At 61.9% G+C, this 20642-nt stretch carries 25 protein-coding genes; 8 read left to right on the forward strand and 17 right to left on the reverse strand.

The features are described from left to right. Positions 1 to 62: 62 nt before the first annotated feature. The 3 genes from QRN59_RS09785 to QRN59_RS09795 are packed head-to-tail and all read right to left on the reverse strand — an operon-like array spanning position 63 to position 2582. Positions 63 to 860 carry an amino acid ABC transporter ATP-binding protein gene (locus QRN59_RS09785; protein WP_284982314.1) on the reverse strand — a complete coding sequence of 266 codons (798 nt, stop codon included), beginning with the start codon at positions 858 to 860 and terminating at the stop codon, positions 63 to 65. After that, positions 857 to 1615 (reverse strand): amino acid ABC transporter permease, encoded by a 759-nt coding sequence (locus QRN59_RS09790; RefSeq protein ID WP_284982315.1) that lies wholly within the window; start codon positions 1613 to 1615, stop codon positions 857 to 859. Before QRN59_RS09790 ends, QRN59_RS09785 begins: the two co-directional genes overlap by 4 nt. Positions 1616 to 1658: 43 nt before the next feature. After that, on the reverse strand, positions 1659 to 2582 hold the full coding sequence (locus tag QRN59_RS09795) for a substrate-binding periplasmic protein (protein ID WP_284982316.1): 924 nt from the start codon (positions 2580 to 2582) through the stop codon (positions 1659 to 1661). A 174-nt stretch (positions 2583 to 2756) separates the two neighbouring features. On the opposite strand from QRN59_RS09795, the gene QRN59_RS09800 reads away from it, so the two are divergent. Next, positions 2757 to 3965: a CdaR family transcriptional regulator gene (locus tag QRN59_RS09800; protein ID WP_284982317.1), complete on the forward strand. Its 1209-nt coding sequence runs from the start codon at positions 2757 to 2759 to the stop codon at positions 3963 to 3965. A gap of 330 nt (positions 3966 to 4295) precedes the next feature. Beyond that, complete coding sequence (locus QRN59_RS09805) at positions 4296 to 5213, forward strand: ABC transporter substrate-binding protein (RefSeq protein WP_284982318.1); 918 nt, start codon at positions 4296 to 4298, stop codon at positions 5211 to 5213. Between the two features lie 320 nt (positions 5214 to 5533). Here QRN59_RS09805 and QRN59_RS09810 read toward each other — a convergent pair whose 3' ends face one another. Beyond that, a complete protein-coding gene (locus QRN59_RS09810) occupies positions 5534 to 5899 on the reverse strand; it encodes a DUF4192 family protein (protein WP_284982319.1) in 366 nt (121 codons plus the stop codon). A gap of 531 nt (positions 5900 to 6430) precedes the next feature. Here QRN59_RS09810 and QRN59_RS09815 point away from each other — a divergent pair. Next, the gene (locus tag QRN59_RS09815) at positions 6431 to 7162 is read left to right on the forward strand and encodes an SRPBCC family protein (protein WP_284982320.1); all 732 of its coding nucleotides are present in this window, start codon (positions 6431 to 6433) and stop codon (positions 7160 to 7162) included. Positions 7163 to 7836: 674 nt separating this feature from the next. Here QRN59_RS09815 and QRN59_RS09820 read toward each other — a convergent pair. Together QRN59_RS09820 and QRN59_RS09825 are read right to left on the reverse strand one after the other, a co-directional pair. Next, complete coding sequence (locus QRN59_RS09820; protein WP_284982321.1) at positions 7837 to 8055, reverse strand: helix-turn-helix domain-containing protein; 219 nt, start codon at positions 8053 to 8055, stop codon at positions 7837 to 7839. A gap of 54 nt (positions 8056 to 8109) precedes the next feature. After that, positions 8110 to 8562, reverse strand: coding sequence for a hypothetical protein (locus tag QRN59_RS09825; RefSeq protein WP_284982322.1), 453 nt, complete (start codon positions 8560 to 8562; stop codon positions 8110 to 8112). Positions 8563 to 8713: 151 nt separating this feature from the next. Between QRN59_RS09825 and QRN59_RS09830 the strand changes: the two genes are divergently transcribed. Then, positions 8714 to 11041 carry a hypothetical protein gene (locus tag QRN59_RS09830; RefSeq protein WP_284982323.1) on the forward strand — a complete coding sequence of 776 codons (2328 nt, stop codon included), beginning with the start codon at positions 8714 to 8716 and terminating at the stop codon, positions 11039 to 11041. A 115-nt stretch (positions 11042 to 11156) separates the two neighbouring features. Beyond that, the gene (locus tag QRN59_RS09835) at positions 11157 to 11831 is read left to right on the forward strand and encodes a class F sortase (RefSeq protein ID WP_284982324.1); all 675 of its coding nucleotides are present in this window, start codon (positions 11157 to 11159) and stop codon (positions 11829 to 11831) included. A gap of 104 nt (positions 11832 to 11935) precedes the next feature. On the opposite strand, the gene QRN59_RS09840 is transcribed toward QRN59_RS09835, so the two are convergent. Both QRN59_RS09840 and QRN59_RS09845 read right to left on the reverse strand, forming a co-directional pair. After that, positions 11936 to 12127, reverse strand: coding sequence for a hypothetical protein (locus QRN59_RS09840; RefSeq protein WP_284982325.1), 192 nt, complete (start codon positions 12125 to 12127; stop codon positions 11936 to 11938). Positions 12128 to 12296: 169 nt separating this feature from the next. After that, entirely contained in the window at positions 12297 to 12755 is a 459-nt protein-coding gene (locus QRN59_RS09845) for a hypothetical protein (protein ID WP_284982326.1), read from the reverse strand. Positions 12756 to 12952: 197 nt separating this feature from the next. On the opposite strand from QRN59_RS09845, the gene QRN59_RS09850 reads away from it, so the two are divergent. Then, on the forward strand, positions 12953 to 13123 hold the full coding sequence (locus QRN59_RS09850) for a hypothetical protein (RefSeq protein WP_284982327.1): 171 nt from the start codon (positions 12953 to 12955) through the stop codon (positions 13121 to 13123). 123 nt (positions 13124 to 13246) lie between these two features. On the opposite strand, the gene QRN59_RS09855 is transcribed toward QRN59_RS09850, so the two are convergent. The 3 genes from QRN59_RS09855 to QRN59_RS09865 form a co-directional block, all read right to left on the reverse strand. After that, a complete protein-coding gene (locus QRN59_RS09855; protein WP_284982328.1) occupies positions 13247 to 13471 on the reverse strand; it encodes a hypothetical protein in 225 nt (74 codons plus the stop codon). Continuing rightward, a complete protein-coding gene (locus QRN59_RS09860) occupies positions 13468 to 13701 on the reverse strand; it encodes a hypothetical protein (protein WP_284982329.1) in 234 nt (77 codons plus the stop codon). The genes QRN59_RS09855 and QRN59_RS09860 overlap by 4 nt, the downstream gene beginning before the upstream one ends. A 144-nt stretch (positions 13702 to 13845) precedes the next feature. After that, on the reverse strand, positions 13846 to 14040 hold the full coding sequence (locus QRN59_RS09865) for a hypothetical protein (RefSeq protein WP_284982330.1): 195 nt from the start codon (positions 14038 to 14040) through the stop codon (positions 13846 to 13848). Between the two features lie 974 nt (positions 14041 to 15014). Here QRN59_RS09865 and QRN59_RS09870 point away from each other — a divergent pair. Beyond that, the gene (locus QRN59_RS09870) at positions 15015 to 15425 is read left to right on the forward strand and encodes a hypothetical protein (protein ID WP_284982331.1); all 411 of its coding nucleotides are present in this window, start codon (positions 15015 to 15017) and stop codon (positions 15423 to 15425) included. A gap of 317 nt (positions 15426 to 15742) precedes the next feature. Here the strand turns inward: QRN59_RS09870 and QRN59_RS09875 are convergent, their stop codons facing one another. From QRN59_RS09875 to QRN59_RS09900, 6 genes are all read right to left on the reverse strand, one after another. Further along, on the reverse strand, positions 15743 to 16519 hold the full coding sequence (locus tag QRN59_RS09875) for a hypothetical protein (RefSeq protein ID WP_284982332.1): 777 nt from the start codon (positions 16517 to 16519) through the stop codon (positions 15743 to 15745). A gap of 119 nt (positions 16520 to 16638) precedes the next feature. Beyond that, positions 16639 to 17319: a hypothetical protein gene (locus QRN59_RS09880; RefSeq protein ID WP_284982333.1), complete on the reverse strand. Its 681-nt coding sequence runs from the start codon at positions 17317 to 17319 to the stop codon at positions 16639 to 16641. Next, positions 17316 to 17828, reverse strand: coding sequence for a hypothetical protein (locus tag QRN59_RS09885; protein ID WP_284982334.1), 513 nt, complete (start codon positions 17826 to 17828; stop codon positions 17316 to 17318). Before QRN59_RS09885 ends, QRN59_RS09880 begins: the two co-directional genes overlap by 4 nt. Next, the gene (locus QRN59_RS09890; protein WP_284982335.1) at positions 17825 to 19048 is read right to left on the reverse strand and encodes a hypothetical protein; all 1224 of its coding nucleotides are present in this window, start codon (positions 19046 to 19048) and stop codon (positions 17825 to 17827) included. The genes QRN59_RS09885 and QRN59_RS09890 overlap by 4 nt, the downstream gene beginning before the upstream one ends. Beyond that, entirely contained in the window at positions 19048 to 19398 is a 351-nt protein-coding gene (locus tag QRN59_RS09895) for a hypothetical protein (protein WP_284982336.1), read from the reverse strand. The genes QRN59_RS09890 and QRN59_RS09895 overlap by 1 nt, the downstream gene beginning before the upstream one ends. A gap of 314 nt (positions 19399 to 19712) precedes the next feature. After that, a complete protein-coding gene (locus QRN59_RS09900; RefSeq protein WP_284982337.1) occupies positions 19713 to 19952 on the reverse strand; it encodes a hypothetical protein in 240 nt (79 codons plus the stop codon). 371 nt (positions 19953 to 20323) lie between these two features. Between QRN59_RS09900 and QRN59_RS09905 the strand changes: the two genes are divergently transcribed. Beyond that, on the forward strand, positions 20324 to 20635 hold the full coding sequence (locus QRN59_RS09905) for a hypothetical protein (protein WP_284982338.1): 312 nt from the start codon (positions 20324 to 20326) through the stop codon (positions 20633 to 20635). Positions 20636 to 20642: the final 7 nt, after the last annotated feature.

A 20642-nucleotide genomic window follows, 5' to 3' on the forward strand; every position in this document is an offset into this window, starting at 1 on the left:
GGCAAAGGTGTGCTTACGCCGGACGCAGGAGCGGGCGTGCCGGAGGAAATAAGGGGAAGCCGTTACCCGTCGGTCTTGTAGGACCGAAGGAAGGCCTTCGTGCGATCTTCGCGAGGGTTGTCTATGACCTCGCTCGGATGTCCCTGCTCGATGATGTGGCCGCCGTCGATGAAGACGATCTTGTCCGATATCTCCCGAGCAAACGGCACTTCGTGGGTGACGATCACCATGGTCATTCCAGAACGGGCCAGGCGCCGCATGACGGCCAGGACGTCCCGGGTGGATTCGGGATCAAGGGCCGATGTCGGTTCATCGAAGAGCAAAAGGCTTGGTCCGAGCGCCAATGCCCGGGCGATGGCCACGCGCTGCTGCTCCCCGCCGGACATCTGTTCGGGGAATGCCAGGGCCCGGTGTGTCAATCCGACCTCCGCTAGGAGTTCGAGGGCAGTTTCAAGAGCCTTCTTCTCCGGGATTTTCAATCCCTTCATCTGGGCCAGCATCACGTTTTCAACTGCGGTGAGGTGGGGGAACAGGTAGAAGCGCTGGAATACCATCCCCACGCGCTGCCGGAGCTTGGCCAGGTCCTTGCAGACGGTCTTGTCGCCGGAGAACACAGGCTCGCCCTGCAGGGTGATGAAACCTGAGTCGGGTTTCTCAAGCAGGTTGATGCAGCGCATCAAGGTGGTCTTGCCGCCGCCGCTTCGCCCGATGATGCTTACGATATTTCCTGGCTTGACTGTGAAGTCGACGTTGTCCAACACGGTGCGGCCGGAGAACGACTTTACAAGGGACCTGATCTCTACCACTGGAAGGGTGCTGGTCACCGCAGAGCCCTCCGATTCAATCTTTCCGATAGTCATGGCTTTACCTCCGAGTATGGCTTGGTTTCTGCCGCTGCCAACAATGCCCGCGCATGGGCAAGCCGGCGATACCGCCGCAGGGACAGGGGTGCGCCCGCCTGGACCCGGCGCTCGAGCCGGAGAACGAGCTGCGAGAGCGGGTAGCAGACTACGAAGTAAATCGCCGAGATCACGACATAGACCTCGAGAGCCCGGAAGGTTTCGCTCGCGATCAGCTGGGCCTGGGACATTAGTTCGGCCGCCGAGATGACCACAAGCAGTGACGTCGACTTCAGCAGATCCACCAGCATGGTACCGGTGCCGGGAAGTGCCAGCCGAAGCGCCTGCGGGAAGATAATGCCTGTAAACGTCACCACGGGCCCCAGCCCCAGGGCCTGCCCTGCCTCCTGCTGCCCTGCATGGACTCCGAGGAGCGCCGCCCGGAAGATCTCCGAAAGGTAGGCCCCGTAGAAAATGACCAGACTCAGGGTTCCCGCCTGGAAGGCATCCAGCCGGAGGCCGACGGATGCCAGTCCGAAGTACGTGATGAAAATGATGGCCAATAGGGGGACATTCTTAAACAATTCCGTATAGATGGCCGCAGGTATGCGAAGTAGCCGCCTGGAGCTTATCCGTAGGAGTGCGACGGCGAGTCCGACGGCGGCTGCGCCGACGAACCCGGCGGCGGTGTAACCGAGGGACTTCAGCAAGCCGTCGACTAGTGCCGGAAGGTAGTCCTGCCATGGCACCTGAAAGAGGCCGGGTGCGGGGTTCATTGTTGTTTCCTGTCTTGGGGTGAGCACATGGATCAGGACGGCGTCAGTTCGACGGGGCCTTCCAGTCTGCGGGGCGGTCCGTCGCCTGCCGCTCACTGGTCATGGACAGCGACGGCTTGAGATACTGGTCGGGATCACCGCCGTACTTCTTGATGAGGCTGGCCAGTTGTCCGTTCGTGTACATATCGCGGATCGCCCCGGAGATCGCCTTTTCCAGCTTTGGCTCTTCCTTGGGGACGTAGAAGCTGGTCATATAAGGCTGGAAGTACGCGAGGTCCGGGGATTTCTTGACTTCTTCGTCCGTGGGCGGCGTCAGATACTTGGTCTGCAATCCAAGGTCTGGCCGCTGGGCCTGTGTGTAGGAAATCAGCAACGGATCAACGAACCCTACGTCCACGCGGCCCGCGGCGATGTCGGCGAAGAGCCCGTTGGCGTCCGGGTACGAACTGAGCTTGGCATCCGGCACCGCCTTGATGGACTTTACCCAGACGTAGCCCGTCACGGTTCCGAGACTCTTGCCTTGGAGATCAGCAAGAGTCTTCACGTCTTGGGAGCCTTTGACAGCCATGGCAGGCGGGGAGTAGTAGGGAGGGTCGGTAAACAGACCAGCCTTGGCGCGTTCCTTGGTCCAGGCGATGCCCCCTATGGAGATATCGACGCGCCGGCTTTGAACACCTCCCAGCATGCCGTTGAAGTCGGTGACCTGTGGCTCGATTGTCAGGTTCAGTTTCTTCGCTGCGGCTTGGAGGATCTCCGCGTCCAAACCAACCATTTGGCCGTCTTTCATTGCGGTATACGGCATGTAGGGCTCGATCGCTACTGTCAACTTGCCCGGCGTGATCGTATCCAGGGCATCACTGTTTGATGCGGCGCCGCTGCCGCCGCCGCAAGCGGTCAAGGCCAAGGCCACGACGACGATTGCCGCCAATGCCGTTTTGCGAAGTGGTTTATCGATGCGACTAAACATAGTTTCCACCTTTCGATGGATTATCGCTTTGGCAGAACACCTTCTGCGGGTCCGGCTTTGTGCCGCTTAACATCAACCGTAGGCTTGGGTGTGACGAAAGTCATTGGACTATTCGTCCAGCTTGTGGCCAATTTTTGGGTCCCCAGATGTACGAAAAAACTAATCGGAGGTGTCATGGCGGGGGAAAGCAGTACTCGTGCGGCGGCAGGGGCACTAACCCCTGCCCTCGCGCAGCAGATTGCCGGTGAAACCAGCGCGATCGTGGGGTTTAACATCCTCATCACCGATGTCCGCGGCATGGTGATTGGCAGTGGCGACACCAGCCGGGTAGGCAGTTTCCATGAGGCTTCCTTGGACGTAATCCGAACCAAAGAGCCTGCCACGCACTCGGCGGCAGAAGCCCGGGCCCTTCATGGCGTCAAGCCCGGAGTCACACTCCCCATCCTGCTCAACGGGCACGCAGTGGGCACCGTTGGCATCACCGGCTCGCCCGTGCAGGTGACCCGATTTGGCTTGATGGTGGAACGCCAGACGGAAATCCTGCTGCATCAGGCATCGCTCCTGCGCTCGACTCTCCAACGCGAACGCGAGCTTGAGGACCTAGTCCGGGAGATCCTTGCCTTCGATCCCCTCATGACCGAGGCTGAAGCGCTCCTCGACCAGGCGAACGAGCAGGCGGTTGACCTGGCGGCAAGCCGAGTGGGGATCGCCGTCCAGGTCCTTGGCCGGACCACGAGCCCTGCGACCACCACGGAGTGGCTGCCCCGAGCCCTTGTCATGCTCCGCGAGAGCTTCGCACATCGGCATACCATCGCCGTTTCGATCGCAGCCAACCGCTATGTTGTCTTTGCACACCCCACCGCGGAGGGGGTGCCCGGAATTGTGGCGCAGGCCGGACAGTGCGTGGAGCAGTTCCGCACGCATTTGGCCTCCGACGTCGAGATCGGAATCGGAACGGTGGCCGCGGGGCCGGCCGGGCTACGGAACTCCTACGAAGACGCCGTCGATTCGCTCCGGCTGGGCAGACGCATTAAGCAGCGAAGCATCACCACCATCAATGAAGTCCGCATCGAGCAACTGCTGTCAGGCGTCGGCCTGCGGGCCAGGCAGCGGTACACCACCGCCGTCGCCGACAGACTCTTGAGGCTGGGCGACTGGCCCACCGTCCAGGCGACTGTAGTGGCGTGGTGTGAAAGTGGCTTCTCCTTGGTGGGAGCTGCACGGCGGCTCCACATCCATCGGAACACGCTCATCCACCGGCTTGAGAAAATTGAGCAGCTGCAAGGTTGGACAGAACGGAAGAGTGAAGCGTACTTGGCCCTATATCTCGCGTGCAAAGTGACCGAACTCGATCTCGACGGCGGCCAGTCTAGGAGCGCCTAGCCGTTCAAGAGGGCCAACCCGTTTGGCGGATTAGGCGCGGCAACCTGGTTCCGTCGCCCGACGCTAATCCATTCCCTATCAGCGCCCGGTACAAGGCCGGGCCGGATGTTCTCATGAACTGAGAATCTGCATTGCTGAGCCCGAGGACCGAGTGTACGTTTCCAGCAATGGAACCCACATTACAAATTGATAAGCATTTGAGGCTCCACTGCGCAGCTCGACATTGCATGGGCTCGAGAGTTCCGTTCACCGTTGCGCGGATGTACCGCTCAACTCACGCCGACCCGGCCACCGCCCGCCCTGCAACGGCCCTCCCCAGAGAGAATTGACATGAAAAAGTACCTGACTGGTTTCGCCCTGGCGGCAGCCACCGCCATCGCCCTGAGCGCTTGTGGCGGTGCAAATCCCATGAGCTCCTCCAACAACAATTCCCAGGCCGCAGGATCGACGGACAGCATCATCGTCGGCTCCGCGGACTTCCCCGAAAGCCAGCTCATCGCGAAGATCTACGCCGAGGCCCTCAAAGCCAAGGGCGTCCAGGTCACGGAAAAGCCCAGCATCGGCAGCCGCGAAGTCACCATCCCCGCACTGAAGGACGGTTCCATCGACCTCATGCCGGAATATGGCGGGGCCCTGTTGCAGTACCTTGATCCCTCCACCAAGGCGGTCACCTCGGAAGAGGTCACGAAAGAGCTGAACACCAAGATCCCGTCCGGACTCACCCAGCTGACAGCATCCAAGGCACAGGACAAGGACGTGTTGGCCATCAAGAAGGAAACCGCCGACAAGTACAACCTCAAGTCCATCAGCGACCTCCAGCCTGCTGCCAAGGATCTCGTTCTCGGCGGCCCGCCGGAGTGGAAGACCCGCATTGACGGGGTTGTTGGCCTGAAGTCGGTCTACAACCTCGACTTCAAGGAATTCTCAGCGCTCGACGCCGGCGGCCCGCTCACGCTGAACGCCCTCCTTTCCGGTCAGGTACAGGTTGCAAACCTCTTCAGCACCGACCCCGCCCTGACCGCCAACAACCTGGTTGCCCTCGAAGACAACAAGAGCCTATTCCTCGCCGAGAATATCGTCCCAGTCATCAACCAGAAGAAGGCCAGCGACACCGTCAAGAGCGTGCTGGACAAAGTCTCCGCCGCGTTGACCACCGATGACCTGATCCAGATGAACGGCAGGACCGCTAAGTTCGAGGACATGGGACAAATCGCCCAGGACTGGCTCAAGTCCAAGAACCTGGCGTAGTTCCAGTAAGACGAAGGAATACGAAAAGGTTGCCAGCGTAGCGGCTGATGGCCACGCCGTGCAGCGGCGAAGAATCCATCAACCACCGGAGGCTAGCCCTGGCGGAATACGACGGTCCCAGTGTCCGGCGCCGGAAGTTCGAATGCGACACACGAATCCACCACAGCCCTCGGCCGACTCCAGCAGGGCGTCCGATAATCCGCCCCGGGGATGTCCGGTCCCGACCCAGCGCACTTCAGTCCGGACGGAGACTTCAGCCAACAAGGCTGAGACGGGACACAACGGCCGTTCGGTCTCACCTTACGGAACACGTTCTGCGTTCAACCTGTCAGTTCCCCTCGGAGCTGACGACCAGGGAGAAAGAGATGCAGAACCACGTCGAGACGCTGGCCATCGCGTGGGCGGAGCACGACGGCCTCGAGAGCTGGGCCGGTTGTTGTTGGGGCCGAGGTGTAAACGGCAAACAGGGCGCTGGTGGCATTCGTGTCGTTCGCCAGGTAGCCGGCGACGGTCCGAGCATAAGCGCGTTCGCCGCCTGCGTGCTTGGGCAGATCCACGCGGAGGGTCACGCGAATGTGGTTGGTGTCCAGGGTGATGCACGCGAGGCTTTCCTGCGGCCAGAAGCCGAGGGTGTGGCCGAGGAAACTGAGGACATCGGCAGGGGTTTTGATGGTGAGCGTTTCCATGAGCTCTCTCTCAGATGCGGCGTCGGCCGTGGGCGTCAGGTTCCGGCGTCGTTCTGATACGGGGACCGCTGCTGGGCATAAGGGGCCGGAGCGCAACTTGCGTAACCGGCAATGATCCAAAAGTTCGGGAGGAAATAAGTGGAGCGCCGAGCGAAGTTTTGGATCGGGGCCGGCGCAAAAGCGACTTGGTTGCGCGGAGGTCCCGCCCGGCGATGATCGAGCATCAGAATGGCAAACAGCGAAGATTCTTCTGGCTGCCCGTGGTCAACGTCATGCGGCCCGGCACGACACCGGGGTCCTGCGCCCTTCGCGGGACTCTAATGCCCGACATGAGTGCCAGAGCGCGCCCATCGAGGCGAGTTCGGCGAAAGACAATGTTCCGCGCTCGACCGGGACGGCGGGACCTCGATCGATGTAAGGTCGACGCCAGGTGGCGGGTGCGAACCCGTCGGTATCACGCCCCTCCAGCGCTTTGCTGCGTGAACACGGAAGCGCCGCATCCCCTGATCGACCGGCTAACGACTATGACTTTTGCCACACGCGCATGCCAAACTCACGGTCGCAAGAACTTATGGCAGTCATAATGACGACGTGATCATGTTCGTGAAAGTCCTCCAGAACATCCTCTTTGTTGGCGGCTTTATAGCCATCTGTGCTCTCGCTACAGTGATCAGCGCTTTCGGCAAGCCGGAGCTGGGACTAAGTGTCCTAATCGTTGCCTCGGCCCTGGCTTTGATGCTGGCGGTCGCTACAGGCATCGTGAACACGCGCCATAAGCGGGCCCTCAAAGCAGCGCAAAAAGCTCAGGCCGCCCGCGCTTCCGCTCCGCCAAGGACGTACAGCGCGCAAACGACAGAGACCTTTGATCACGACCCTGAAACGGTGTGGGCGCTTATTCGGCCCGCCGAGAGCGCTGTTCTGCTCTCAGACGCCCAGCGTGCCTTCACCGTCCCCGGAACACCAGCCGGGGTAGGGGAGCAGCAATGCTTCATCGGACGCGACGGTGCTGTGTCCATCATCGAAATCATTGGTGAGGAAAGCCCGAGGTGGGCCGCGACAAGGTCTGTCACGCCCGACAAGACAAACAGCCGCTCCACCTACACGCTGGAACCGACGCCAACAGGATGCACCATGACAATGGGGATCGTCATGGAACTGCCGGCAGGCTTCAAATTTGCCGAAGACCCGGAGCAGTGGTGGGAGCCCCACGCACGCACCTACCTGAAGCGAGTGAAAGAAGTCCTTTCCGCCCGACAGGGATGACCTTCTCCGAGGCTTCGTTCGAACTGGCCGACGCCGCCTTTCTCAACCCACCGCTGGTGGCTTAGGCGAAATGAATGAAAAACACCTCGTTGGATGAGAAGCAAGACCAGCAAAAGGCCCGGCGGCCTGAACCTCCGGTGCTTAGAAGGGCAGTTCAGGGGAAGCACGCGAGGGTTTTGCCGTGGTGACGATCCCGCGTGTCGTCGCCTTGCGCGTTCGCATGTGATTTTTGAAGCTCAGCCAAGGTCATGCGGCATCGGAGACCGTCGACCATGAAGGATCAGTTGGGGGCTGTGGAAGTCCTCTCGGCGGACAAGAGGAATGCGGTGGCTAGCTTTGGTGACAGACGCGGGCTGGTGGGTTCTTACGGGGGACCGCAATTGCAACCGACTCACCTTTAACTCACCTTAATCAGCGGCAACCAATGACAAATCATCGCCCATCGTTGCTTGCAAAACTCCTAGATTCCGGGAGAGAGCGACCGTATTCCTAGCGCACAAAGGGGTCTGGGCCTAAAGCTGCCTTAGCATCAAACACCGGTGGGAGACCTTCCGCTTTAGGCAGGGCGGTCGGTTCAAGGAAGTGGGTAGATCTCATGGCCACCGGCGGGCATTTTCATCGCCCACGCTAACACCGACTCTCCGTGGTCGGAGGCAATCAGAAATGCAGGGTTGTCAGTCGGGAAATTCACCTGCGGCGATCCGCTCCGCGGTTCGCCGGTACGCATCGGTGATGTAGGCCTCAAGGTCGTCGCGGCCGATCCGCCAGATCCCCCTCCCGCCGATCTGGAATGCCCGGAGATCGCCTCGCTTGATGAGCCCGCGCACTGTGGATTCGTTCACGACGAGGATCCCGGCTACCTCTGCGATGGTCAGGAAGCGCGGCTCGGTCATACCTAGACTCTAGCGACCGGCTACTGCCGCCACCGCAGCCTGAGCCAGATCGCCTCACCGCGCGCCGCCCTTCGAGACAAGGAATTCCCGCCCAGCCGCCGATCGCGCCGAACCAATGGGAATCACGGCTGCCCCATCCGATGGCTCAAGGTCATACGGCAGGCACGACACGCCAAGCAGCGGCGTCGCCGGTGAGGCGTCCGGGTCGATCCATGGCGCAACCCAGAACTCCCTCCCGTCCACCGCGGTGAACCGTTCCAGATGGCCTGTCCGGTGCAGCCCGTCGACGCTCATCCCAAGCAGGACCCGCGGTGCCTTCTCCCAGTACGGGCATTCGTCTTCCTCGAGCCAGGCAGCCACCTCGTCCAGCGAAGGGGCAGCCAAGACTCCCAGCGTGCTGCGGGACACGATCGCGCCCAGCAATCCGGCCATCATCGCCGTCAGCGGCCTGCGGACACTGATACGCACCAGCCCTGCCCTGCCGCCGTCTTCCCCGTCCTCTGCCAATGAACCGTCTCCGTTCGCCTTGAAATGCCTTCTTGCCCCTTAAGGGCGCACCCGCGGTCAAGTGCGAACTTCGCAGTTGAACCGAAGTTCCCCCTTAGGAACAGAGGCCGCCAATCGCGGCGGCCCGCACCCACCTATCAGGAGGAAACACATGAGTCTTCTGGACTCTGGCGGGCCCGCAGACGGCGGATCCCGCACCAAGGACCGGCCACGGGCCGGGAAACGAACCACAGCCGCATATCTGGCCCTCGCAGTACTGCTCGGCGGAGGCGGAGCCGCTGTCATGGGCATCGCGGCGGCACCAGCGGCCCACGCCGCCACCGACGCTCCCGGGATGCACGCCTACGGCATCACCGTCCAGGCACCCCCGGCCGGTTCCTTCGGCGACTGGGGCATGTGGCTCGGGTCGATGAACCTCAACGGCACGGCCGGCGGCGGCACCGCCTGGTGCTTCGACATGGGCACCGTCGCCGGGCCGGTCGGATCCGGCGCGGTGGGATCGCTGGGCAATCCTGTGCTGAACTACGCGATCCAGAAGTATCAGTCAGATCCGGCAAACCACCCGGCCCTTGCCTACCTCGCACATCAGCTCGCCGATCCCAAGTTCAACAATCCATGGAACGGTAGCGGCGACCCGTACCCGAACCTCAGGGACTCTACGGACCCGCAACTTGCTGGTGTCCGCGCGCAGGCCGCAGCGATGCTCTCCGATGCCCAGGCCAACTCCGGGCCGTACTCGACGCAGCCACAGCTCTCGATGGACGCGAACGGTCGCGGCGGCACGGTCACGTCGACGGAGCTGGTTTCCTCGGCAGGAAACAGGCTGACTGGCTTCTCTGCCCGCGCCGTCCTGAACGGCCCCGCCGTGTGGGCCGGGACGAACTCCCAAGCAGTGAATCTTCATACCGGAGACCGGCCCGGCTTCACGGCCACCGGAAACGGAACCGTGTCCGTGACGCTGACGATCGACGCCCCTGGAACTGCGGCAACGACCTACTCAGTGCCCGGGTTCCAGAACCTTCTCGTCGGCGGCGGGGCGCAGCCTGTCGCGGGAACCTCGGCCGACGCCAAGGTCATCTTCGATTTCCAGCCTGTAGCAACCTCGAATGCTGGACAGTATGTGGAGACCGGCCAGACCCTGGTCGACGTCCTGCACGTGAACACATCCAGCGGAAACGCCAATGACTGGGCGTTCGTGAACGGCGCGGATGTTCCAGCCCGTTTCGACGTGGACTGGTACTATAGCCCGATCAGGCTCGCCCCGTCGGTCGGTGTCCCGACGTCGATTGTGAAGGTCGCTTCCGGCACGGGCACGGCAACGGGACCGGGTGACGTCACAGTGACCGCCGACAAGAAAGCTGACAAGGCCGGCTACTACTACCCGGTGGCGCGTTTCTCCAAGGCGGCCCAGCCTAACGAGCTGCAGCAATACTTCCGCGCCGACTGGACCGCTGGTTTCAACGACCCGGGCGAACAGACAATCCAGAGATACCAGCCCGAAGTAGTGACCAAGGCATCGGTCATCGAAAACGGCAAGGTCTTCGACGTCATCACGGTCACCGGCAACGAGCCCGGCAAGGAACTCTCCGTGACAACGGATCTGGTCCTCACTTCCTCTGCCCCCATTGCCGGCGGCACCGACACGGCTCCGGCTGATGCCGAAATCATCGGTACCGTCACCACGAAGGTCACCGGCACCGGCGAATTCAAGACCGCAGCCGTTGATGTCCCGTGGGAGAAGATTGTCGCCGAGAAGTGGGCGAAGGGCCTGAAAGCCAATCTGTACTTCTCCGAGAAGATCGCAGGTACCGAATCCACCAAGGCCTGGGACGGCAAGGAACTGCTGCCCAACGAAACCGTCCCAGTCGAGAAACCTTCGATCGTCACCAAGGCCTCCGAGAACGGCACCGTGCCGCTCGTGGCACATGACACGGGTGTTGTCTCCGGTACGATCCCGTCAGGGACTGGCGTCAAGGTCACGACGAAGGTAGCGCAGTACAAGTTTGACGACTCGACCGATGGTTCTGCCCAGGCGGTGTGCGTCAATCCATCCTGGACCTCTGCGGAGCAGGACGTCACCACAACCGGTGAGATCACCTACCCGTCCCACACCATCGCCCACAAAGGCACCTACGGGTACGTCGAGGAAATGAACCTCACAATCGACAAGGGCCAGGGCAAGGAACCATTCACCGCGCAGTTGCACAAGGGCAACTGCGGCGAAAAGAACGAAAGCGTCATCGCCTTCCCCAAAACCGTCACTGTCACCCCGGATAAGCCGGCTTTGATGATCAACGCCGGTTTCGCTCCTAACCCTGATTCAGCACAGGAGACCGGGCCGAACGTGCCGTTGCTGATCGCGGGCGGCAGCGCCCTCGCGGTGGCTCTTCTGACCGGAGCAGGGCTGTTCTACCGCAAACGCTTCGCCAACAACGGAGCTGAAGCGGTCAGCGTCCACACGGACGAGCCCGCTCACTAGAACGCCCTGACCGGCACCGCCCAATAGACGCGGGGCACCCGGATCCAGCCACCCCCAGGCTGATCGATCCGGGTGCCCCGCGCCGTATCCCTCGCTTCTTACCCGAAGGAAAACCATGAACACCGGAAGCGTTCTGCGACGCACCTCGGCCAGGGCCCGTCGAAGGACCCGCGTAGCCATCACAGCCATGTTCCTTCTTGGCCTGACCGGGACGACCGCAGGTGTCCTGGCTTTCACAGCACAACCAGCCCTCGTACCCGTGCCGCAGGCTCCGGTCCTCAAGCCCTTCGCCGACACCGGTCCGGACACCTACGCGGGTCCTGTGGAAATTCCCGTTCTTCCGCCGGATACGCTCTCCATCCCCGCCGTCGGCCTCGAAGTAGGCATCGTGGGGGAGGACCGTGACGCCTCCGGCTACTTGGTCATCCCGGAGTCCTCCAAGGCTGCCCGGTACACCGGCGCGGCTGCCGTCTGCGCCACGAAGGGAGCGACCATGCTTGCCGGTCACGTGAACTTCCCTGACGGGACCCCTGCCCCGATGGCTTCTCTGGCCCGGGTGACCAAAGGCATGCCGCTGTATGTTTCAGACAAAGCCGGGATGACCTGCCGCTACAGAGTCACCAGTCTGGAATCCCTGGCGAAGACGTCTTTGTCTGCCGATACCTTCGCTGTCGACGGCCCGCCAGTGCTGCGTCTCGTGACCTGTGATCCGGCCAGCCCCTTCGTCCCCGTTGCCGGGCACACCCAGTTCGCCAACAACACCATCGCTACTGCCATCCCTTGGCCATGAGACCCCATCACGCCAAGCTGATCACGCGGCAGGACTCGTTTTGTGGATATCTCGGGGCGCAGGACTTCACCTTCCACGGTTTTGAAGCCGGAGGACACCGCGGCTCAGTGGTTTGCAGGTTTCACGTCACTGAGCCGGCGCAGCCCGGCTATGGCGAGGCTGGCAGTAAGTACCAGCAGCAGCACCCAGATCAATAGACCAGGGAGGTCGTGGACGGCCATGGCCGGGATGCGGCGTGTGGGCACGACAACGACGCCGACAAATGCTCCCGGAAGACCGAAGTAGCTGCCCCTCATCAGGCTTCTGTGTGTGCCTTGATCCTGCCCTTCCGCGCAGCCCACAGTCCAAGACTCAGGGTACAGAACGTCAGAACGGACAAAACATCGAGTACATGGCTTGTCGTGTGTACCTGCTGGTCGTTGACCTAGGCGTCATGTCAACGGTCCTCCTGATCCTCCCGAGGGGCTACCTTGCTCGATCATGCTTATTCCTCTTTGCAAGGATGCGGTCCGTCGCAGCGTCGCGTATCGGGACGTAGTTCCCCTTGGGAGGTATGCCTCTCAGCGCCATGTGACTGTCGAACCGCGCCGGCTCGCGCAGCATCACCGGCGGGAATATCCCCTTGCGGAGCTGTGGCGGCCGCCCCAGGTACTCGTAGGTCAGGCGTCCGGCGCGCTTCATCCGGACCGAGAACGTCGACCAGGCAAGGATTACGAAGAACACCCAGGTAAGGACAACGACTGAGCTCAGGACGCTCAGCCAGAGAGGCATGGCCTGCGACATCATCGCGATGAATGCCATGGCAATCGTAACGGCGCCCGAAATGAAGAAATACCGCACATGCTGATAGGCACCCTGCCGCATCCGGGCCGCCTCCTTTCCGATCCTCGGATCCCACTCATCATCGGGTTCTGTGATACTCATTGCCGTTCATCCGAGCCTTGGATGGGGAGACGCGGGACCCATGCATTTTGCCGTTGGTTTCCTTTCGCGCTGGGACGGTCTCCGTCGGAAGGACTGTTTATTTTGTTCCTTCAACGCCACCGGATTTGAGTTCGCGTGCTGAAGGCCAGGTCGTATACCCGAGGCGTCGTTCAGCGTTGTAAGGACGGGCGGCAATTATGCAGACGACAATAGCGGCGGACGCGGGAGCCAAGAGCAACGCAAGGACCGCCCACAGCAGCCAGTCAGCGGGTCTTGCCACGGTTATCGAGGAGATCGCCAGAATCACCAACGTACCCATGGCGGCAAGCACCACGATCCCGAGGCGTCTCACAATCCGCCACCAGTAACCGGCGGTTGGCTGGATCGGCAAGGTGTCCCATCCGTCTGGTGGAACAACCTTTACTTTCGAAGTGCCATCGTCGTGGATCATTGGAATAAATTCCCAGCGTTGTGCCGCGTAGGTTCCTGTTTCACCAGGGAAAGATAACATTGCTGGCCATCAAGATGGACATGCAAAACAGCACGACACCGAAACCCACTGAGAATATCGACATTGCTTTCAGAAATCCTCTCTCCTGCATATTGACGGCAGGGATCTCATGCACGACGGCGTACAGGAACTTCCCGACAAAATTGCGGGCCAAGATCGAGAACAGCGCCACTGCGCCAAGCGCAATGATGGGAATGGCTCTCATGCTCCCCGACCGATTTCGCCGAGGATAGCGATCGCCAGCCCAAGAATCACGAAGACGAGTGCCATAATGCGAAGCACCCACCCATTCCTGCTGATGAATGCCTGCTTGTCCAGCTTCTGACCAAGCTCGATGCGAATTTTCGCTGACACCGCGCTCAAAGGACGCGAAACTGCGAAACACACACACCCGAGCGCCACTATGGCAAGTCCGAACACCAGTCCCGGGTCCATCTTGTTTCCTCCTCTTGCGAAGCTGAGCCTCCGCTCAGGGTACTCCTGGGTCAGGTGCGTTCTTCTAGCGCATCCCGAGGTGGACGGTACGCCGACTCACCGGATTGCCGTTCACCATTCCGAACCTTGTATGGAACGCAGAGGCTAGGTAATGATGTTCCGGCGTCTTCGGCGCATTATCAGAATTCGGGCGAATTCTACGAGGATGAATACCGAGATGATCACCGCGACGCCCGCTCCAAACCCGGGGTCACTCGGAGGAACCATCAGCGACATCACGAAGATTGCGACGCCGATCGTCACCAGGACACCAATAGCCGATCCTATAATTGCTTTCATTTCAGCTTGTTCTCCTACCCGGTACAAAACAGGGGTTCGGGCGTGAGGGCCACTCGCCCAACGGCCTGCGCGGCCTTCACTTCCATGTGCCGGCGTTACGACAGCTGGCACATCTTTCGATGCGGACTGAGCGGGCAACGTGGTTGACGCATTCATCGTGGCTGCTATTGCCGGTGGGGTGAACCCTGCAATAAGCAGCGCAAGGCTAAAAAGGCCGCAAAGAACCGCCCGAACAGCACGCATGCTGACTCCCAGACATTCGGTGTACCCCAGATTAAGACCGGGCCCAACAGTGGGTCCAAGGTGATAATCGGACCTCGAAATGGCGATGGCAAGAGGGTGAGGTACCCGTCTTTGCGGGGCACGCGAGACTCGGGTATTCCAAAAATCAAATTGACATACAAAAAGTTGGATTTACTTGCCGGACGCATGACAATTCCCAGCGAATCGGCTTGACGAAAACTGAATATCGTCCAGCGGAAGCATGGAGCCAGTTGAAGCCCCCATCGAGAGTCCGGATCCCGAAAGAACTCAGGACGACGACATACATGTCCGCGACCCAGATCCGCCCGATGATCTTGTGGATCTGGCCACCCTTCCGGCGCTGCAGCAGTTTGACGGCACCGAAGATCAATGAATAACCCGCGGCGACGGCATGAAGATGATCAGAAGGGTCCAAGGAGAAGGCACAACGCAAGCCTAGATTTGTCGGGCCGGCAAGGGGACACCAGCGGAAACAACCAAGCTTCGGCCATCCACAGGAACCCGGTACGCCAACCGCAGTCCACTCATCGGCTGCGCAATCAGCGATCGTCGCCACTCAATTTCAAGGTCAGTGGACACTCAATCCCGGCATTTCACCACTCACCAGGGTCTGGCGTGCCTGATCCTGAAGGAAGGGGGAGAGCGCACCGAAAGAGCCCCAGCGACAAGCCGCATGCCGGCCTACCCGTCATGCGATCTGGAGGGAACCCATGAATACGCAGCTGATTGCCCGTCACTATCCGGCTGTCTTGAAGTACCTCGGAATTACTGTGGCCTCCTGCTCGGCCATCTCCGCAGGACTGCTCTGGGCTGCGCCCCCTCCCGACGGGCTGAGAGTCCTGGACCCGGTGGCCACGAAAGCCACCATACTCATACTCCTGGCCTTGCTGGGAGTACTGCTGCCTTTGGCGGCCGCCCTTGTCCCAGGAAAGCATCTGAGGTTCGCCGGCACGGTTTTTGCGTCCTCTGCCATGGCCAACGCACTCGCCCTCAGCCCCATGATTGTCGTCCCGTTCCAGAACGCGACGTCGCTCGTCGCCGTCATCGGCGCGATCGCGCTGGCCGTCGCCGGCACGCCCGCCCTCCATGATCCGATCGAGGACCGGGACCCGGAGCTCTAGTGTCCGGGACGTACCTATTGAGCAGATGGTCCGGGAGCAAGGATCAGCAGGTCGCCGACCTGACAGTTTCAGTCCCTCGCAGATCGCAGTCAGTGTGGAAAAGCGGATAGCCCGGCCCGATCGCTTTTCAGCACACGCAGATTCACCTGGCTGATGCCGGTCTTCCGGCTGAGCTAAGCCAAGGTCATTTCCTTCTCTGCCAGGAGCTCTCTCATCCCGACCAGGCAGCGTTGCATGGCCAGAATAACGAGCACTGCGGCAACACGGACCGACCAACAGCGTCAGCCCCCAACCCCCACTCACGTAACCCTGTTCATTCAGCTGCAGCGATAGACCGTCAGGGTGTCGTAATCGATTCCCTTTGAGAAAGCCGCCCCTGTTGTCCTGCCGAAAACTCCCAGCACGACGTCCTGGTGCTGGTAGCTGTCCAGTGCGGTGCCTGTCACGGTAGCCACCGCCGAGCAAGCAGCTGTGAGCGGGACAAAGCCCGGCACACCGCTGGCCACGCGATGGCTGTTGATGGACGCGTAGGACTGGTTCAAACCTTCCGTGCGTCCCACAGGAGGAGCCGGAACCGGCGCAGGTGGAACGTACGGCGCTGCGACAGGTGCAGGCGGAACATACGGTGCGGGTGCGGGCGCTGCTGGCTGCTGCGGTGCGACAGGTTGAGGAACGGCCGGTGCGGGCCGGGCAGCTGTAGGCGCAGGCTGGCCTGAGCCGGCATCTGTTGCGGCCTCGGGAACGTCCGGGGCGGGCATTGCGGCTTCCCCGCCACCCGCTGTCGGCTCGCTCGGTACAGACGCGGGCTCCGGATCACCAAGACTCGGAGTTGCTGAGACGCTGGGTGTGGACGTAGGACTCGGACTGAGCACGGGGTTGGCTGAAGGAGACCCGGCGGCCACCGGTGCCGGATTTTCGACTTTGCCGGGGCGGGTGGCGATCGCCACCGCGGGAATCCCGATAAGAATGACTGCCGCGACAGCAGCTGCCCAGATGACCCTGACCCGCAAGGGCAAGGTCCGGAATCGTGCAACCAGGCGCTTTGGTCCTGCAGCGGCCTCCTGCGCTGGATCCGTGGGAGTAGGTTCGTTCATGGTGGGATGTCCTTTCGAAAAATCATCTGTTATGCAATTCGTGTCTTCTTCGGGTGGATCCTGCTCCAGACCAGCTCCTCCGGCGCGGCTCCGACACCAGGCAGCCCCAGAGTCAGCGTCTACGAAGCCCACGCCGCCCAAGGGGCGAGACTGAGCCAGAGGAGCTCTGAGAACCCATACTGTGATTGCCACTCGGCCCGGGCTTCTGCTGTGCTCAAGCCCTGCGCCCTCAATCCCAGGTAGCCCCGCTCGTCGAGCAGGGCCCGCGCCACCGCGGACCGCCGGGTCGTGGGAAGCATTGTCAGCCGCTGTCGCAGCGCCTTTGTCGAGGCGCGACCGCGGCATCCGTCCATGTACGTGACTAGCTCGTCAACGCAGGCCTGGGCAATTTCCGCAGGCCAGCAGGCCTCCTCGACAAGCAGCATCTCGAGCTCCATATACAGCCGGCAGTTGCCTGCGACAGCAGCCGATGCAGGAGCGTCGGCAGCAAGGTCATAGGGCTCCAGCGGAGAGGACACACCCGGCCTGGAGCTGGCCGACTCCCACGCCGCGGCCGAGCGCTCCAGCTCGGCCTTCACCGCTGTACAGAGCCACCCGGCCCAACTGACCGGAGCAGCCTTCGTCGTCTTCAGGATCAGGAAGGCCTCGGTCAACGTGTCAGCGCCGTACTTGGACACCAGCGGGGCCAGAAGCTGCGCCAAGCCGTCGAACAGCTCCGTAGCCAGCGCGTCATCCCTGCCTGCGGAGCGCCACGCGTCCACCAGGGAAGCCAGGTCGGCATTAGGTGTCATCAAGTTCATGACAGAGACTCCCTCAGCAGGACCCCAAGCCCCGAAAGATCCCGAACCATGGCGTCCACCCGCGCCAGAGCATCCCGTGCCCGAGGCGACCTGCCTGATACCTCGGCCAGCACTTCCCGGGCGGATACGGCATCCACAGCCCCGCGTACGGCATCTTCAACCGCCCGCAGGGAAGCCGACAGCGGGTCCCGTGCCATCAGGATCTCCTTCACATCCGCGCCGACCTGCTTGTCCGAGACACCCAACACGACGGCGATCGCCCGGTTCGACATCGCCCCGCCGGAGCGCTGCTTCAACATCTCCACCACTTTGATCCGCTCAGGCACACCAAGACGGGGAGCCTTCAACTGATGCTCCTCGACAAGCGCAGCCCAAGACGCCCCGCGGGACTTCCCGCGGCGGTCGAGCCACAGCTCTGCCACTCTGAACACCCACGACCCGGCGTCCTCCAGGGCCGGATCTGGATTCTGTGCAGGAGCGGTGACGCCGGGAGTTTCAATTGCCGTCATCGGATCGGTCTCCCGTTTTTGTCCCGTTCGAACTTCGCGCGCTTCCTCGTCTCTTCGCGGACCTTGTCGCGGACGAAGATCGCGTCCTTGTGCGTGAACGGCGCTTCGTGGATGTTGTGCGAGCCGCGGAGGAAGTTCTCCGTCTTGTCCGCGATCGAGTATGCGATCGCCTGCTCGATCGCCGCGCTGGTCTCATGTACGACCTGCAGGGCATCCTGGAGTCGCTGCAGCTGCGCGCTGTGCTCGTTCTCCCGGTATTCCAGTGCGTCCATCCGCTCTACCGCGGAGCCCAGGAGCGGGTCCTGCGATCGGAACAGCTCGGCAGCTGTCTGCGTCGCCTGATCCGTGTTGATCCGCACGTCGAGATGCGCCAGCAGGAACGCCGCCACGAGGGCCGGCTGGCTCAGCCGCTTGCTGAACGCCTTCGCGGTGCTGTCGCTGACCCTGCGCTCCCGAACGGCGGCGGTCCTGAGATGCTCGCGCATCGCCTCCATCAGCGGGAAAGGGAGATTGCGCACCATCAGCTGGCTCTCGGCACCGAGGAGCTTGAAGCCGGACTCGGGAAGCGAATCACCGGTGCCGTTCGCAGCACCACCCTTCACACCCGATGCCGCCGCCTGGATCGCGTCGCGCTGGTCGCTCTTCCGACCTGCCGAGATGTCGCGTACGCGATCACGTTCCCGGCGTTGCGCGTCTTCGATGTCGAGCATTTCGTCCAGCTGCGCTTCGAGGTCGGCGTCACCGCCATCACTGTGAGACGGTGGCGGGGAAACAGGAACCGGTGCCATGCCATCGTCCTGAACGGGATGCGCTGCTCCTCCGCCCGGCGCAGCTGTAACGTTCCCGGAGCCGCCCCGGCTGCCCGCGCCTGACGATTTGGGTTCGTCCGACTGAAGCATGTCGTCATCTCGCTCGCGCTCGTCGTCGCGATCGCGCTCACCGGTCTCCGGCTCCTGCACCGACACCTGGTCGTCGACAATCTCCGGCCTGTCCTCTTTTGCCGCTTCCGGCAGGCGTTCGACGGTGACCTCAGGCTCAACCGCATCCTGCTCGAGTGCCAGCTCTTCCACCTGCCGGTGTGGAGCTGCGCTGTCCTGTCGCCCCTTCGGGACGGTGCCCGTCCTGCGGTACTCGTCGAGAAAAGAGGTGTCGACCTCGGCGGGCTCGCTCGTCTTGGCATCCTCGAGCAGGTCGCGGAAGCTCGTACCGGTCATGCCCATCAGAGCTCACCGTCCTCGTCGAGGAGATAATTCGAGTCGCCGCGCGTCAGAGAAATCAGCGAGTCGAACCCGGCGGTGATCACGCGCTCGAGGTTGGCCTGGTTTGTCGACAGCGCCTTGACTTCGTCGACGAGCTGATTGAGCCTGGCGATCTCCAGCGTCGGAAGGTCGTAGTCGAGATTCTCGCGGCGGATCTTCTCGTCCACCGCATCAGCCATGTACTCGTTCACCGAGGAGTAGCCACGCTTCTGCGCCCAGTACTCCGCGCGCTGCTTCATGTCACGGCCCAGCCGGAGCACCGCGCGTTCGCGCTTGTCGGTATTGACGGTGGTCGTCGAGGACTCAGTCATGTCTGACCCCGCTCTCTGTCTCTCACTTCGCATTCGATTGGTATATGAATCCATTCTACTCATCATTCAATACGATTGTGCAAGTGGTTCGATACGTTCTATCGAATCGTGTTACCGTCGGACTAGATTCACGAGATGCCTCCGCTTTGCACGCCTCCCCCGAGCGTACGGCTGGGGTCCGCGCGGTGCACGACTTCCACTCTTCCCCCTGAGGGCGGCGTCCACTGCGCCGCGCGGATCGCAGCCTCACCTTCCCTTTCACACACGAACGCCCCGGCTGAATGCGACCGGGGCGTTCTTCATCTCACAGCAGCTCAGGCGCTTCGCAGGCAGCCCGACATCATGCCTGTGAACGACGTGAAGGTCCACAGCTGTTTGACTTTGCCAGTCGCAAGGTGCTCGACCACCGATCCGGAGCCGAGGGGTGCGCCGCCCACGAAGAAATGCAGCGATCCGGCCGAGAAGCCCGCGTGCAGCGCCGCGTCGCTCAGGCATGAGCCAGCGGCCGCGATCTTCGTCTTCTGCTCGGGGGTCTTTGTGAATGACGAGAGCATTGAGACGAGCCCTCGCCTGATCTGCGAGACCGAGGTGATCTCATCCTTCGGCTTGCTGTTGTAGACCGCGGTGAGATTCGGCGCGGACGCCGGGGGAAGCAGGCGCTGGGTGTACGGGTTTTGATGTCACCAGGGGGCCCGCAGTCGTCGTCGTGGCATTCGATAGGCGAGGCCGGTCGGGATCGACGAAGTCGATCCGGGGTGTTCTTTGAAGAGAGGCGGGTCATTCGTTCCCACTGTACGCCTGGCGTGCTTGACCGCCCTCCGGCGGGCCGCGTGGTGAAACCGACACAGCGCCGTCTCTTGCGCCTGCTGCTCGCCTCCCGCGAGCGTACGGCGAGAACCGACTACTGACCTGAGGAGCACTTCCGATGTCACACAGCGACAACACCGCTAAGAGCCCTTTGCCCGATGGCGCTCTGTCCAACGGCACAGCCACGGACCCGGCCCTGATCACGATGACCCTGCCGATGAGCCTCGACGGCGAGTTATGGCACGACATCGAGTTCGAGGGAGAGACGGCACGATACGTCGACCAGCAGGCAGCCGCCTACGTCATCGCCTATCGGGATCGGATGCACTTCGGCGTCTGCGAGAGCGTCCGCTGGACGGACTTCCCGGCGACCTATCACGCGATTTTCCTGGAGGCGTACGCCCCGGCACACGAGCACTTGTTCATCTGAGACAGAA

The organism is Arthrobacter sp. efr-133-TYG-118 (assembly GCF_030209755.1).
In the GTDB taxonomy this organism is placed as follows: Bacteria; Actinomycetota; Actinomycetes; order Actinomycetales; family Micrococcaceae; genus Arthrobacter.